Origin of the sequence: Thalassoglobus neptunius, from assembly GCF_007859735.1 — a bacterium.
Lineage (GTDB): Bacteria > Planctomycetota > Planctomycetia > Planctomycetales > Planctomycetaceae > Thalassoglobus > Thalassoglobus neptunius.
On record NZ_SIHI01000010.1, the window covers coordinates 81,952 to 96,905 of the forward strand.

Consider the following 14,954-nt stretch of genomic DNA (forward strand, 5'->3'; position numbering starts at 1 on the left):
GGTTCCACAATCGAAACTCGCATCGCAACTGGTCCCACTTCAGCGCGGACTCTCACTCGTCGGAACTTTCCGTTTCGGGAGATCCCTCAGCGTCGTCATTCTCTTCCGCGTTGTCCGATTCCTCCGCCACCTCGACGGACATATCATCGGATGTTGCCACGACCGTCCCTTGCCATTTTTCTGGCCTCACTTTCACTCCCGGGCGGCCCCGCTGGCTGCCATCGATGATGATTCTGGCGTCATCGTTCAACTCACTGAGGATCTCAACCAGACCATCGAATGTCTCTCCGACATTGGCCGGTTGGCGTTGAACGACATCTTCTCCGTCGATGACCAAGAGATAAGCACCGCGTCTATCTCGCATCACTGTCAACTGAGGCACGAGCAAAGTGTTTTCTTTTTTGGTCACCGGCACTTTGACTCGAACAAACAGCCCGGGGAAAATCTCTCCGGATTTGTTTTCAAAGATCGAACGGAGCGCGAGAGTTCCCGTCGCTTGATCGACTCCCTCTTCGCTGATGTAGTCGATGTGACCTTCGAACGGAAAGCCTGTGTCAATCTCTCGTTGGAGAAAAACGGGAACCGCTCGATAATCGAAGCCTGTCTGGCCTTCTTTGAGTGGCTGCTCTTCAAGCCGGGCTTTCTGAAGACGTAGTGCCTGACGATCGCTGATGTTGAAATTCGCGTAAAGTGGTGACCGAGAAACGACGGTGGCCAGCACAGTACCGCTTTCCACCAAGTTTCCAATCTTCACATCGGTCTTGGTGATATGGCCGTCGATCGGTGCTTTCACTTCTGTGTAGTCGAGGTCAAGTTGAGCCTGAGTCAGATTCGCCTCAGCTTTTTGAAGCTCCGCTTTCAGACTTTCGACCGTTGCCGCGGCCATTTTTTCAGAAGCGATAGCTGCGTCACGATTCGCAATCGCGTTGTCCAGTTCCTGCTGATTGGACGCCTGACGATCAAACAGTGCCTGGGTTCGCTTGAAGTCCTGATCGGTTCGTGAGACCTCAACTTGAGCGACGCCCACTTGTGCGATCGCGACTTCAACAGACGCTTTGGCTGCGTCAACAGCCGCTTGAGCAGACGCGACAGCGGCAGCGTATTCCTGTTTCTCAATCACATACAGGATGTCGCCTTTTTTCACTTCTTTCCCGGGAGTGAAATGCATTTCTTCAAGAAAGCCTTTCACCCTCGCACGGACATTTGCTCTCTCCACAGCCTCAGTCTCACCGTTTTCTTCGATGTACAGCGTGACTGTTTTTCGTACGGGCGTCACATAGTGAACTTCCGGAGGTGGAGGTGCTTTGTACTCGTTTGATGGCCCGCTCCCTCCGCAGCCAACCACGAGCAGGAAAAGCATCCACAGACAGTGTGGGAACCAATATTGTTGAGAAAGGTTCCCCGAAATATCGGTCGCCTTTCCCTCGCTCTTTCGAAATCTCATCGTTCTTAAGCTTTATGCGAGAATGCTTGACGTGAAGGGTGTGCGGGAGCCCGTTGTTTGACTTCGTGCACCTGTAATGAACTGATTGACTCTGAAATCTAAAGTCTTTCGCGATGTCCGATCTTGAGGAACAGATTGAATAATCGATCGTGCGTACATGCTACGGAAGGCACAACCGAACCACAATCAACACCTGCGGTCCTCTTCACCAATTTGAAATGCAATCGAGCATTCAAATGTGAATTGAATTTGCAGGAGACTGACTCTTCGTTCACGGTATGTCTCGGCCAACGACTCGTTTCCCAGGTTTCCCAATCATCCGTTCAATGGGCGTTTTACTCAGGTTGCGGAAGGAATGGAAACAACTGGAGGATTTCGCGATGGTTCGGTTGCCGCCCATATTCACAAATCTCGAAAGCTTCCGCATATCGCACGTTTTCTCCCGCTTCCTGCCCATACCAGCTGATCAAGGCATCGCGGAATCGGTTGGCTTCACCGCTTGCCCGACGGTCCCATTTTTCTCTCAGCCAGGCCCGTCGAAGTTCGGGTTGAGATGACGGTGGAACACTCTCAACGAATTCGGCGTTCCCCAATGCTCCCCCTTCAAACGTCTGTGATTCGAGGGCCATTAATGCGTCGACCTTCTGTTCGAACACATCATCAATCGACACAGCGATGTCCGCTCGAAATGGGTAGGGACGTTGAAATCGATCGCTCGAATACAAGAAGACGGGATTCTTTTTCAGATGCGGAACGTCAGGACAGAAGAACGGAACAGTGACCATGAACGCTGCATCTTGAACAAGAACACCTGTGTACCGATGATCGGGATGATAGTCCCATGGACGATGCGCGATCACGATATCTGCATTCCATTCCCGAATCAGACGGACGATTTTCTTTCGGTTTTCGAGTGTTGGAAGAAGCTCTCCATCGTGGATATCTAAAACTTCTGACTCCACTCCCAAACGTTCCGCCACGAGCGCCGATTCCTTGGCTCGTCGCTTTGCAAGCGGTCCGCCTGCCATCTGCCAGTGTCCGATATCTCCGTTTGTCACCGACACCAACTTCACGTGATGTCCGAGTTGAGCCCACAAAGCCGCCGAGCCGCCGCTTTTGTATTCGGCATCATCAGGATGGGCCCCGAAGCAGATAATCCGCAGCTTGTCGTCAGCTTCTTCAGCGACGACTCCTTTCCCGATGAGGATCAGAATCAGGTAGAGAAGAATATTGATCGTCTTCATGGGTTGCCTTTCCTGGGTGTCGTCAACGCAAGTCAGTCAATAAAGAGAGCAAATTGCACTGTCGAATATGGCGGGGTTATTCGTTTTCCGGGACATCGAAAGCAGGCGACTGATGAATCGATTCCAAGTGATTCGGTGTTCCAAACCAGTCGTGCATTTCTTTGACAAACGGTTCAACAACCGTGTGTGGTTCGAGCTGCATTCCTCGATCATTCGTTTCCACAATCCAGGTCTCCAAAGCGGCTCGCATTCTGATGAGCGGCTCTCGGTACTCTGGATCTGCGGCGAGGTTCTGAAGTTCCTCCGGATCGTTTTCCAGGTCGAAGAGCATTTCGGCAGGGAAGGGCTCCATCAAGTCAGCTGGCGGACCTGTCAGTTGGCCGTCACGCTGGAGCTCCCGCATCAGCGGTTTGACCAGAAAGCACTTTTCCTTGTAACGATTGAGAGTGGCGAAACCCGCACCCGGTGTAAAATTGCGGATGTAATGGAAGCGCCCATCATGAACGGAACGCTGAGTGATCACTGTTTCGTCGATGCGATCCCGGGCTGCGAAGACATACTGCCTTGGAGAATCCGCCTGCGGTCCGAGAAACACGCGGCTCTGCATTCCCCACGGACGCTCAACACCAGCGATGGCCAATGTCGTTGCAGTGACATCAAGCAAGCTGATCGGCTGTGATTGAACGGTGCCGGGGACGACATCCTCAGGTGGGTTCATTTTCTCAGGCCAGTAGACAATCAGTGGAACACGCAGCCCGGAATCGAAACACCAGTGAATCCCGCGGGCTTCGAGTCGTCCGTTGTCTCCGAAGAACAGAATGACGGTATTGTCACTCAACCCATCTCGCTCGAGTTGTTCGAGAATCCATCCGATGCGCACATCCATTCCGGAAACAGAGTTCAGATAGCGAGCCCACTCTTCGCGTACGACCGGATGATCGGGATAGTATGAGGGTGGATGAACATTGTCGGCCGTTGCAATTTGCGGATGCCATTCCTCACCGACCCAGACGACACGTTCTTTCTCTGCCGACTTTCGGTCGTAGATATCGTATTCGATTTCTGGCATGTTGATCTGTGCGAAGAACGGCTGTTGACTCGCCAGTGAGTCCCAATCATCCGTGCCATAAACAGGACCTTCGTTGACGAAATTGAGATCGAGCTTTCCTGTCCCGACAGTCTTCCCACCCATCGTGGTGATATTGGCCGTCACATATCCTGCATCGTTCAGCCGATGTGTGAGCGGCCGCACACCAGCAGGCAGTCGGAAATCATCTTCGCGATGTGACCGCATGTTGTGCATGTCAGTCGTTGTTTGATACATCCCGGTCATCAATGCAGAACGACTCGGGGCACAAACGGGCGAAGTCGCAATGACGTTGGTGAACATCACCCCGCGTTCAGCAAGCCCGTCTAAATTGGGCGTTTGGACGTTCTCCTGTCCATAGCAGCCCAGATCATGATCGAGGTTCTCTCCGACAATCCACAGAATATTCGGGCGGTCCGCTGACTGGCCGGTCGCACAATTCAGTGCTGAGAACAAAAGACAAGCCACCAGGAAGCACGAAGAAATTCGCATTGATCTCATCTTTCAAGAGCAGTTCGATCGAGTTGTGAAGGAAGCACAATTGAGTCCGCATTTCGACATTGCGATCAACCCGATTCCGGAAGAAACGACGGCACGACGACTCCGTTAATTGTCGGAGCATCACCCAGAGATTGACCGAAGTGCAATTCGCAATTCTTTCCGCCGAGTTGATACATCGATTGAATGAGCGACGGATCGTTTGACGGAATCAAAACAACGACCGAGCTTCCACGATATCGATCCAGCGAACGGGAAATCAGTCGCGCTGCTGCCATGGAATCGGTTGAAACACCGGGACCGACCATTTGACATCCGGCCGAACGAACAGAAGCCATCACCCCGACGAGTTCTTCTCCTCGCACACAGACCAGCACTTGCCAGATTCCCGAGTCGTCTGTGAGAAAGTACCGCCAGTCTTTCTCTCGTGAAATCCCCCACACTTGCTGTTCGAACTCGACGATACGTCCCAAGTCATCTTCAGTGGCTGTTCGAATTTCCGAATTATCCGCACTCTCGGAATGCAAACTCTCCGACGCCAAACCGCTTTTTGGAACCGTAAACAGGACGTCCTGATAAACCGCGTAAGGGACGAATCCCTGACGGTTGTAGAGAGAGTACGAATCGAGATTCATCGCGCTGGAGAACAACCGCAACGGCTTTCCCGCAGATCGGGAGAGGGACACAATCTTCTGCAGAAGTGTCTTCGCGACTTTCCGTCCCGCTGCTTTTGGTGACGAATTCATAATCCCCAGCGAGAAGTGTGTCGGACGTTCTCGATAGAAGCACGAACCAATAATCTCACCGGTGTCATCGTCCTCAGCGATCAAGCAACACCCCGGATCAAGATGTTCGTAAACGTCAAAGAAGACTCGACAGTCTTCCGCGTCCCCCTGGAAAATCTTCCCGAAACCATGAGACTCATACCAATGATTCGTCGAGTCATAAATCAGCTGAGCAACGACATCACGTTCGGAATTGCGGGCGGGCCGAAGTGAATACATGCGTGATTCCATTCTCTGTTCGTGTTCGAAAAACTGCGATCAAAAGTTCCAGTGCTCAACCAGTTTCTTGGTTTCTCTGCACTCTCATGAACTCGCTTCTTTCGATGGAGACAGCGGAGGCTCGTGCGAATCGCTGCATTCCAAATGTGACGATGATTCAGGTTAGCAAAATTTCTCTCGGTTGTCCGAATCATCGCGGCATCGCGTGATGCTTTGGCTTCCTCAGCACAGCTCGGAGATGAAAACAATCGACCGAGCGAACTTGAGAACCGAAGAACAACCCTCACTCGGCAAGCGTCAGGATTTCTCCTTTCCCCATTTCCAACAGATCTCCGCAGTACCGTTGAAAGAGACCACTCACGACACTCTCGGGAACCGGGAACTGACATTCCGTCAGGAACCGAAAATAAAGCTGAAGGAACGATGGTGAGTAGACATTGGCTTTGCGAAAGGTCGGAAGAATCTCCGGGGAGTGACCGCCTCCAAACAGCCCGATCGTTCCCCGTTTCATTCCCGCTCCGTTGCGAATGCCTGGCTCGCCGAAGATAAAAATCGTTCCCGCAATCATTCCGACTCCGGCAGCGTCTCCGCATTTCCCACCGATGGCAATCAAACCGCGCCGCATGGTGTGGCCAACTTCGTTTCCGACATTTCCTTCGACCAGAATCTCCCCGCCGCTCATCCCTTTCCGCCCGCCACGATAAACGGCGCCGACCAGGTTTCCAGCATTTCCCTGAATGTGAATTCGCCCCCCCGACATTTCCGCCCCGACCCAATCAGCCGCATCGCCGGAGACACGAATTTCCCCGCCGGTCATTTGAGCACCAAGGTGCATGCCGGCCTTTCCTTCAACACGAACAATTCCCTCCGACAGCTTCGCCCCAATCAGTTTGACGTTGGAGAGGTCGCCTTCCCAAACAACGGTTCGGTCCTCTTTTGCCGATCCCGAAACCTGAAAAAACTCCGCAGCTGGGACTTGCTGATTTCCCCGAAAAATTTCTGTCTTTTCAATCTCCGAGCGGCTCTGTTCCTTCATCGTTTCCAGTTTCAGAGAATCGACTTCCAGAGGGATCTGTGATTCCGTGTGCAGCCGAAACGTCAAAGGCATGAGCAAAAGACTTCTGATCGAAGGAGGAATGACTGACAAGCAGGTGAAAATCTGCTGAGAAAACCCTGCAAACAAAGGTTGTAATTCGCTGATTTGACGATCGCAACTGGACAGCAAATCGTCTGTCGCAGATAATCTATCGAAGATCCTCGATTGATTGGAATGGTGAACAACCCCTCTGACGGCATTGTACTTGTCAGAGACCAGTTCCTTCACCTTCCCCCGCCTCATTGAAAACATTCCGCGATTCGCTGGATTTTGAACTCCTCATTGAATGAGATGATCCCGCGTGTCGAAGAATGACATTCTGAAGAGCAATCCTATGTCACAACCTCAAAACTTCTGCGGACGTACCCGTCGAGAGTTCCTCTGGCAGACTGGTGCAGGATTTACCGGTGCTGCAATGGCCGGAATGCTTGACCCGGAATTTTTTGCTTCGCAAACGGTCGCCGCCGATGGCGTTTCTGAGTTCAAGAATCCACTCGCTCCGAAAGAACCGCATCACGACCCCGATGCAACGGCCTGTATCTTCCTGTTCATGTATGGCGGACCAAGCCATATGGACACGTTCGACTACAAGCCCGAAATGTACGGGCGAGACAATCAGACCATCGAAGTCAAAACGTTCGGGCGGGGAGGGCACCGCAACCAGGGACGTCTGATCGAGCCTCGCTGGAAGTTCCAACAATACGGCGAATGCGGAAAACCCGTCAGCGACCTGTTTCCGAATGTTGGCCAACACGTCGACGACATCGCATTTCTTCATTCCATGACCGCTGACAGCCCGATTCATGGTTCAGCGATGCTGATGATGAACTCCGGGAAGATCTTGAGTGGAAGTCCGTGCCTCGGATCATGGCTTAACTACGGGCTCGGCACCGAGAACAGCAACCTTCCCGGATTCGTGGTCATGCTTGATCCACGAGGCGGCCCCATCTCCGGACCCAAAAACTGGAATTCGGGATACATGCCCGCTTCGTACCAGGCCACTGTCATGCGATCAAACGGAGAACCAATTCTCGACTTGAAACCGCCTCAAGACCTTTCGGTTTCTGCCCAACGTAAGATGCTCGATACGCTCCGGCAGTACAACGAGGAGCACCTCGAATCACGGTTCGACAACACCAACCTTTCCGCCCGCATCGCAAGCTATGAACTCGCATACAAGATGCAAGCTCATGCTCCGGAAGCAGTCGACATCTCGGACGAGACCGAATCAACTCAGAAGATGTACGGGCTCGACAATCCCGTCTCGTCTCACTTCGGCCGACAATGCTTGCTTGCCCGTCGGCTCGTTGAACGTGGCGTTCGTTTCATTCAGATCTATTCTGGAGGCCACCACAACGACGCGAACTGGGACGCCCATACTGATATGGAAAAGAACCACAATCTGCACGCTGCTGAAACAGACAAGCCCATCGCCGGTCTGCTCGCAGACCTGAAACAACGTGGACTTCTCGGCAAAACTCTCATCGTCTGGGGAGGCGAATTCGGACGTCAACCAACCGCCGAATACGCCAAAGGCACCGGAAGAGACCACAACTCTTACGGCTTCACAACCTGGATGGCCGGAGGCGGAATCAAGGGCGGCGTCAGCTACGGAGCAACAGACGAACTCGGAAGCGCAGCTGTCGAAGATCGACTGCACGTGAAGCACATGCACGCCACAATCCTGCACCAAATGGGACTCGACCCCAACCGCCTCAGCTACTTCTTCAGCGGCCTCGACCAGAAACTCGTCGGAGTCGAACAAGTCCAACCGATTCACCCGATCATCGCTTAGTTAATGACTGAATCGATCACAAGCTGTCGAGTCCGAGATGAGGCAAACTTATCTCGGACTTTTTTGTGACATCAAAACCGAGCGGGAATGGACACTGTGAACGAGCGCTCATTCGACTAAACGCATCGGGATGACCGCCCTCCCGAAATTCAGTTGGCCTAAGTGATCAACTTGTAGACGCCGAACGCGCTGACGGCGGCTCCGATTACGATTCGAAAGATCGAGAGAGGCTTGCCCATTTGGCCTTCGACGACTCGGCCTTTTTTGTCCCGTGTCACGCCGGACTTCAGTTCATAGACGCCCGAACCGATCAGCACGAGACCGAGGACAATCGCGCCCCCTCCGAGGACCAGGGGATTCTCTTCCAGCCATTGGTTGATTTCGTCATTTCGATCTGCCAAGCAAACTTCAGTCCACATAACTCGTCCACATTCATTGCTTGACTAGTGAGTCTTACAATCGAAAGACTAAGTTCTGACGGAGGACATCGTCAACAGTGGACGGAGATTCGGCGTGAGGAATTTGAAATCCGCCCCGTTGCTGATTGGTCTTCAGACGAACACGGGTGTCAGCTGAGGGATCAACGCTTGAGGCTGTCGCGAATCGCACTTGCAAACAAACCTCTCTCGAAGGGACAAGTACAGGCGCGACCACAAACACAGCGAATTCGAACTTTCGCGTGTTCTCTTAGCGAGATTCAGACGATTCCGGATTAACGAGCGATCCGTTCCCCAGCGACGTCCTGACGGATCAGGAGACGTCTCCGGAAAGTGCGTAGATTCCTTTCGAGTCAAGATCCTGATCGTTCGATGTAAAGAGGGTTTGAATGGCGGATCGGTGAGTTTTCATTTTCAGAGCTCCCACCGTCAATGCCCCGTAGCATGTCACCCCGTTGAGATCGGTGGCTTCTGCTGAGGGATCGATGCCTTCCAGTCCGGTTGGTGGAACAGCATTCACGTCGATTGCAACTTTCAGAGTGTCGATTCCCTCCAGCTCTTCAGCTGTCAGAAAACGAACGCCAGCTGCTCCAGCGGCAATGATCAGGTTGACGCCATCGACGGCTGCAGCGATTCCTTCGTCTGAAAACTCTGCCGGGCTGAGTTTGCTCTCCGGGGCGGAATGTCGGACTTCTGCACAAACAGATTGAGCCCGTTCCAGGCTTCGGGAAGCAACCCGCACGTTTGCTCCAAGGGTGGCCAGGATTTCTGCACAGCCACGACCGACCGGTCCGGTTCCGCCAAGGATCAGGACTTCCGACTGCTTCAGATCGAGATGACGGGCTGCACATCGAACCGCTGCCGCCGCTGTTGTGTTCGATCCGTTTGGATCCATCATCAATGAGACCCGCATCGGGCCGAGAAACGTTTCGAGGATTTTCTGATGGAGCCGCTGGCAGGACTCGACATGACTCCCGCCGATGAACAGGGCCGTCTGGCTGAGGTCGTCGGGTTTTCGAGTAAAGATTGCCCCGTGGACAAGGCTGACCACATTCTCTGGTGTCACGTTGCCGTAGCTGAGAATTTCGTCAACACCTGCATCGATGGCGACAACGCGGTCGAAGGAGGAGGGCAGGGCATCGGTGTCGAGCTGGATGAGGATTTTTTTCATACCAAGTCCGGTGTCGGCAGCGAGTGAGGCACTCGCGACAAGTTGTGATTCTAACTGTTCGCCACGAAATCATTTCGACGAGTGCAGGTGTCTCTCGACCGTCGATTCGCTGGAACGGCGGGCGATGACATTCGTCCTGACGACTTGTGCGAATGACCGTAAGCCAGAGATTGATGCACTCTCAAGCAGTCTCTTTCTCAAGAACCTGGAATGCACAGGGTGATTCAATGAAGTCACCACAATCGTTGAGCGAGGCTTCATGACCAGAATTATCGAAAGAGCACCCCTGATCAAACGGTCGGGGGTGCTCAAAATTGTAATCCCCAGCCTGGCTCGACGCGACTTCAGAGTGAGTGACTCAAGAGAATCGGTGCAAACCAAAAACGAAGAGAAACTAGCTCTTGGTGAAGAATGGGTGCGATGAAGAATCTTTCTTCGCAACCATCTCTTCAGCCGATGGCTCGTTCTTCATGGCGCGTTCAATCGAAAGCTTGGTTGCTTCGTAATTGTATTGGTAGATCTTCTGATCGTCTTCCGCTTCCCAGTGGATGAAGACGCCACAGACGATGCACAAGTTTTCTGCCTGGTCTTTGGGAATCGTGCCTTCAGCGACACAATTTGCGACGGCATCGGCAACTGCTCGCTGTGCTGGGCCGAACATCTGAACGGCTTGCTTAGCACCCTTGATGGTCACTTTCGTGATCATGACAGTTGCTGGTTTGACTGCAAGATTTGGCTCGAGCACGGCCAGCAGGTTGCTGTGTCCGGCGGATTGAGTTGACAGTGCATTTGCAAAAGCGATTCCAGCAGGACCGCTTTTGTCTCCAACGATCAGGTCGATATGAGCGACTTCGTTACCTTCGCCGACGAGGGCTTCACCAACATGAAATGACATTGAGAGATTTCTCCTAAAAAATTTCAAATTCAACGACGATCGTTCTGCAATCGCATTTGATAACAACCACGCGTCGATGCGTCCAGTAATGGCAAGTGTAACGTGAAGCACGACGACCGGATTCAAGCGTGTTGTGGCACTGGTGTCGGCTGCTTCACATGGGTTCAGCGATTTGATTCGGCATCCTTAAGATGCCACTTTGTTTTTTCCCATTCGGGATCGTGTTCCATCTCGTAATTGAACGGTCGCGGGAATTGATGTTCTTCAATGATTCCTTGAAGAATCCCGTCCGCCGCTTCCGGATCATGAACCCGCCAGATGAGTTCTCGGGTTTCATTCCATGTCAGTCGAGCAAGGAACAGTGCGTTTGGGCGCTTTCCATCAGTCCCTTTGATCAAGGAATCAACACGATCGCAGAATGGATCGACGAGTTCGCGCTCTGACTTGGAGGGCATTCCGTTGTCGATCAAATCGGCGAATTCGATCATCACCGACAAATGCCAGCTAAAAACGACCTTCGGTTCGAACTGGTGGAGTGCCGCATTGACGACACCGACTCCCGGCTGACCTTCTTGAGAAAAGTCGATCAGATACAAGTCTTCCTGAGGAATCGCGACGCGATACTCTTTCATTCGTCTCATTCCCTTCGAAAAACGAAAGAGCCACTGAGGAAATCTCCCAGTGGCTCAACGTCCGCTCAATTCTTCGGCTTACTTCCAGGGAGGCTGTTCTGGAAGATACTTGTCGAATTCTGCAATGACCTTCTTCTGATAGTCACCGGCGTATGTTCCTGCGAAGAATCGGTCGCAAGCTTCGTCGAGGAAGCGTGCCCAGCTCTCTTCTTCGTGTCCCGGATTGATCGGATAGAACAACGCACCGACAGCCAATGCGGCGTTCTTATCACCGGGAGCATCCCCAATCATGAGCATTTTCTCAGGTTCGTATCCCATCTGCTGGCACGCGGAGAGTGACTCTTTCTTACTCCCGGCTTCCTGCCCGCAAATCGATTTGACGAACTGATCGATCTCGTGTTCAGTCCATTCGTTTTGCAAAGCTTCATTCGGAGTCGCCGAACAGACAATCAGGTCGGCCTGTTCCTTCATTTTCTGAAGCGCTTCACGAACCCCCGGAAACGGAGGAACACCGTGAACGATCTCTTTGACGGTTTCGTCGACCGCTTTCGACCAGGCGTATGCTTGTTTCAGATCCGGATCGCCAGTCTTTTCCGATTCAGGACCGATCGTTTTTGTGCCGAGTTTGGTCTCGCGCTCCACCCAGTCGCGCACTCCCTGGAGTTTGGGAAGTGTGACGTTCCGGCGTTTGACCTCATCTCGCTCTTCCAGCAAATCCAGTGCGAGAAGATAAGCGGGAAAGCGGTTCGCTCCACGTGTTTTCGAATAGAGATTCGTAAACTCGGCAGCTTCGCGAGCGTACTTCGAAATGGGCTGCAACCCGAAGTAGTTGATAAAATTCGGAATAAAGCACTCTTTATGCTTAATTTCCATCGAGTCAAAAGCGCAGCCATCTGAATCGATTCCGATCAGAAAGTCGGTCTCCTTGCGAAAATTGGCGAGTCCAAGTTCTGACACTGTCAGTGCTCCAGTTGTTTGAATAGACGACGTTTCCAACTGCGGGACGCTCAGCTGCAATTGGAGTGGAGCCATAGGTTAGAAGATGCCATCGGCCGTTCCAAGCGAGCAGCCACTTTCGTTGTTCCATCACTTCGGAATCGGCCTCGAGAAGATTCGGCATTGGAACTCCGGGAGTCCTTGAATAGTATTCCGGCCCCGGACGAGACGCGCCGTACCCGGTTATGACAAGACGACGCACTTATGGACTCAAAACCGTAGGAGCGTTGTCATGAAATCCTGGATCATTCTCTTCGTCGCTGGTCTTCTTGAAACCGGTTGGGCTGTCGGACTGAAATACACCGACGGTTTTACTCATTTCTGGGCTTCAATCTGGACCATTATCGCCCTCGTTGCGAGCATGGTTCTGTTGTCGGTCGCAGTTCGTGATCTTCCAATCGGAACTGCCTATCCAGTATGGGTCGGGATTGGGGCGGTTGGCTCAGCCCTCTTCGGCATGGTCGTTCTCAATGAATCGACTTCACCAGCGAGACTCTTCTTTCTGCTTCTGCTCGTCGCTGCGATCATTGGTCTGAAAGCGACTTCCCATACGCCATCGAGCGAAAGTCAGAACGTCAGTGAGAACGCTGCTCAGGTAGCCCAGCCGAAGTCTATTGAAAGATGAAGATTCCGTTCAGGGATTCTTAATCATCCTCTCCAGCTGACGCATCACAATACATCAACTGCGGCTCATGGGTTGCGAGTGTGCTTTTGCCCCGGTAGTTTGACTGCTCCGTTGGACAGAGATTCAACCTGAATTCGTCAACACTCCGGCAGGCTAGCGACATGGCACTTTTTGAGCGAAAGCGTTTCGTCTGGAATGAACCCTGGTTTTTTCAGCAACGGATTCGCGCGACCAGTTCCTGGATTAATCTCGCGCTCATTCTGGGTGCAGCTGCCGCAGTCGTAGGACTCGTGTTCTTTTTCGCAGCCCCGGCTGGTCAGCCTAAGAACTGGTTTGAAATTATTGGGATGAGTATTGGTTTTGCAGCTGCCATCTGGTGGTTGCTCGATGGTGTGGAAACTCGTCGACAGGCTGTATTGTTCGAAGATTCACTCGTCGTGGGTGGCGACATGGGAAAATACTCCCACCCCACGACATACAAATTGTCTGAGGTTTCCGGTTTTGCGATCGTTCTTCCAGAAGAGTCCAAATGGCCAGAACCAGCTCTCTTCTTTCACTACGACGGAGAAGAGCAGGCCATCGGGATCGACTCCAAAGCTGGACTCACCCGCGTCGCGCAAGCGATTCACGACAGCGGCAAACCGATTCGTCTCGACGGCTGGGAACCGGATCAGGATCAAGAGTTCAAGAAAGCCTTTCAGTGGAACAGTGAATCCTCCGACTCTTCAAGCCGGGCGACATTCGAACAGCTCCCGGACGGAACACCGGGACTGATGAATGCCGGCGGAATGCTCAAAGCGATTTTTCATCAATGCTGGGCATTGGGCTTATGGCTGATTTTCACCGGGTATCTTGGGTACTACGGTTACCAGAACTGGAACAACCTCGGTGTCGTGCGATTCGCTTTGCTGATCATGACGTCGATCGGAGGGCTTTACGTCGCTGGCACCTACACCGATCGCATCGCAACTGCGGCAGCTTCCTTCGATCTCATGCACATGGCACTTGAGCAGATACGGAAACGAACAGGCGTTCGCCTTGACCTCGATTCTGATGACTTAATTCCCGTTGAGATTCTGGAACCTGACCAGATCGCGAAGACAATTCAAGTGATTCACGAAATGGGATATTTCCAGGTGGACAGCGAGTCCAAAGAACTTCTTTTCGAAGGGAAGAAGCAGCGATGGACCATTCCTGCAGGGGCGATTAAGTCTCTGGAACTTGAAGAAGTTCAAACCGGAACACCGGGTCAATCCGCGATGGGAGCGTTGAACTACTTCGTGATGATCACGTTGATGGAGGAAGAGGAAAAAGTGTTCGCGATTCGCCACGGCCAGCGCGACTACGGAGAATTCAACGACGTAAAACGCGCCGCCGGAGCGATCGAGATTTATGAAGCGATTGAAGAGATTCTCTCATAGCAGCTGCCAAAGACGGCAGCAGTCCAGGCATCAGGAAACGAAAAACTCCAGCAGGCGGAAGACAATCGCCAACTGGAGTCAATGATTCACGAAACTGCTCACCGGAATGCGGGACTTTGCTTTCAAGTCCTCGGTCCACTTCAACGAGATCGTGAGCGTCGACGAAGCAGTCCTACACCACACACGCCTGACAGCATCAGAAAAGCCGAAGCTGGCTCCGGGACGACTGCGGCCCCGTTGACGCGGAAACCGGAATCGGAACCCGAGTCCGCCACGAATGATGTATTACCCCTAAACCCGGTTCCATCTGAATATGCAGTCCCTGCCCCTGATGTCCAGAGATACCAGTCCGGAGACGTTCCTGTTGTGCTGGTCAGCAGGATCGCGTATTCCGTGTTTGCCATCAATTCGACCATCGATGAAGAAAAGTCAACCGGAACCAGAGCTGTTGAAAAGTTGCATTGTTGAAAACATCTCTGGAATCTGAGATGAGAATGCGCTAAAATCTGGTGATGAGTGATTCCCCACGAACGAATGTGTTGTTGGAAGTGGCAAAGCTGTCGCTTCGGATTGGACGCAAGTATGTCGAGCCGTATTCGCATGCGAAGA

Annotated in this window: 13 protein-coding genes, 1 pseudogene and 1 riboswitch; of the genes and pseudogenes, 3 read left to right on the forward strand and 11 right to left on the reverse strand. The window is 52.6% G+C overall.

Annotated elements, in window-relative coordinates:
- Nucleotides 1-52 precede the first annotated feature (52 nt).
- The 5 genes from KOR42_RS15835 to KOR42_RS15855 form a co-directional block, all read right to left on the reverse strand.
- On the reverse strand, nucleotides 53-1,444 hold the full coding sequence (locus KOR42_RS15835; protein ID WP_146510817.1) for an efflux RND transporter periplasmic adaptor subunit: 1,392 nt from the start codon (nucleotides 1,442-1,444) through the stop codon (nucleotides 53-55).
- Between the two features lie 335 nt (nucleotides 1,445-1,779).
- Nucleotides 1,780-2,688 (reverse strand): PIG-L deacetylase family protein, encoded by a 909-nt coding sequence (locus KOR42_RS15840; protein WP_146510818.1) that lies wholly within the window; start codon nucleotides 2,686-2,688, stop codon nucleotides 1,780-1,782.
- A 76-nt stretch (nucleotides 2,689-2,764) separates the two neighbouring features.
- Nucleotides 2,765-4,267: a sulfatase family protein gene (locus tag KOR42_RS15845; protein WP_197441242.1), complete on the reverse strand. Its 1,503-nt coding sequence runs from the start codon at nucleotides 4,265-4,267 to the stop codon at nucleotides 2,765-2,767.
- A gap of 74 nt (nucleotides 4,268-4,341) precedes the next feature.
- Nucleotides 4,342-5,277 carry a GNAT family N-acetyltransferase gene (locus tag KOR42_RS15850; RefSeq protein ID WP_197441243.1) on the reverse strand — a complete coding sequence of 312 codons (936 nt, stop codon included), beginning with the start codon at nucleotides 5,275-5,277 and terminating at the stop codon, nucleotides 4,342-4,344.
- A gap of 283 nt (nucleotides 5,278-5,560) precedes the next feature.
- Nucleotides 5,561-6,385 (reverse strand): formylmethanofuran dehydrogenase subunit C, encoded by an 825-nt coding sequence (locus tag KOR42_RS15855; protein ID WP_197441244.1) that lies wholly within the window; start codon nucleotides 6,383-6,385, stop codon nucleotides 5,561-5,563.
- A gap of 322 nt (nucleotides 6,386-6,707) precedes the next feature.
- Here KOR42_RS15855 and KOR42_RS15860 point away from each other — a divergent pair, with 322 nt between their 5' ends.
- On the forward strand, nucleotides 6,708-8,168 hold the full coding sequence (locus tag KOR42_RS15860; RefSeq protein WP_146510822.1) for a DUF1501 domain-containing protein: 1,461 nt from the start codon (nucleotides 6,708-6,710) through the stop codon (nucleotides 8,166-8,168).
- A 158-nt stretch (nucleotides 8,169-8,326) separates the two neighbouring features.
- Here the strand turns inward: KOR42_RS15860 and KOR42_RS15865 are convergent, their stop codons facing one another.
- The 5 genes from KOR42_RS15865 to KOR42_RS15885 all read right to left on the reverse strand — a co-directional run bounded on the left by KOR42_RS15865 (nucleotide 8,327) and on the right by KOR42_RS15885 (nucleotide 12,266).
- A complete protein-coding gene (locus KOR42_RS15865; protein ID WP_146510823.1) occupies nucleotides 8,327-8,569 on the reverse strand; it encodes a hypothetical protein in 243 nt (80 codons plus the stop codon).
- Between the two features lie 349 nt (nucleotides 8,570-8,918).
- On the reverse strand, nucleotides 8,919-9,776 hold the full coding sequence (locus KOR42_RS15870; protein ID WP_146510824.1) for an NADP-dependent methylenetetrahydromethanopterin/methylenetetrahydrofolate dehydrogenase: 858 nt from the start codon (nucleotides 9,774-9,776) through the stop codon (nucleotides 8,919-8,921).
- Between the two features lie 394 nt (nucleotides 9,777-10,170).
- Nucleotides 10,171-10,671 (reverse strand): formaldehyde-activating enzyme, encoded by a 501-nt coding sequence (fae, locus tag KOR42_RS15875; protein ID WP_146510825.1) that lies wholly within the window; start codon nucleotides 10,669-10,671, stop codon nucleotides 10,171-10,173.
- A gap of 164 nt (nucleotides 10,672-10,835) precedes the next feature.
- A complete protein-coding gene (locus KOR42_RS15880) occupies nucleotides 10,836-11,303 on the reverse strand; it encodes a DUF695 domain-containing protein (protein WP_197441246.1) in 468 nt (155 codons plus the stop codon).
- 78 nt (nucleotides 11,304-11,381) lie between these two features.
- Nucleotides 11,382-12,266: an HAD family hydrolase gene (locus KOR42_RS15885; protein WP_390620890.1), complete on the reverse strand. Its 885-nt coding sequence runs from the start codon at nucleotides 12,264-12,266 to the stop codon at nucleotides 11,382-11,384.
- Nucleotides 12,267-12,447: 181 nt separating this feature from the next.
- Nucleotides 12,448-12,502, forward strand: a riboswitch (guanidine-III (ykkC-III) riboswitch).
- Between the two features lie 29 nt (nucleotides 12,503-12,531).
- Here KOR42_RS15885 and KOR42_RS15890 point away from each other — a divergent pair.
- Both KOR42_RS15890 and KOR42_RS15895 read left to right on the forward strand, forming a co-directional pair.
- A pseudogene (locus tag KOR42_RS15890) lies at nucleotides 12,532-12,846 on the forward strand (DMT family transporter); the annotation flags it as partial.
- 239 nt (nucleotides 12,847-13,085) lie between these two features.
- The gene (locus KOR42_RS15895; RefSeq protein WP_146510829.1) at nucleotides 13,086-14,345 is read left to right on the forward strand and encodes a hypothetical protein; all 1,260 of its coding nucleotides are present in this window, start codon (nucleotides 13,086-13,088) and stop codon (nucleotides 14,343-14,345) included.
- A 140-nt stretch (nucleotides 14,346-14,485) separates the two neighbouring features.
- On the opposite strand, the gene KOR42_RS26725 is transcribed toward KOR42_RS15895, so the two are convergent.
- Nucleotides 14,486-14,749: a PEP-CTERM sorting domain-containing protein gene (locus KOR42_RS26725; protein ID WP_197441247.1), complete on the reverse strand. Its 264-nt coding sequence runs from the start codon at nucleotides 14,747-14,749 to the stop codon at nucleotides 14,486-14,488.
- Nucleotides 14,750-14,954 lie beyond the last annotated feature (205 nt).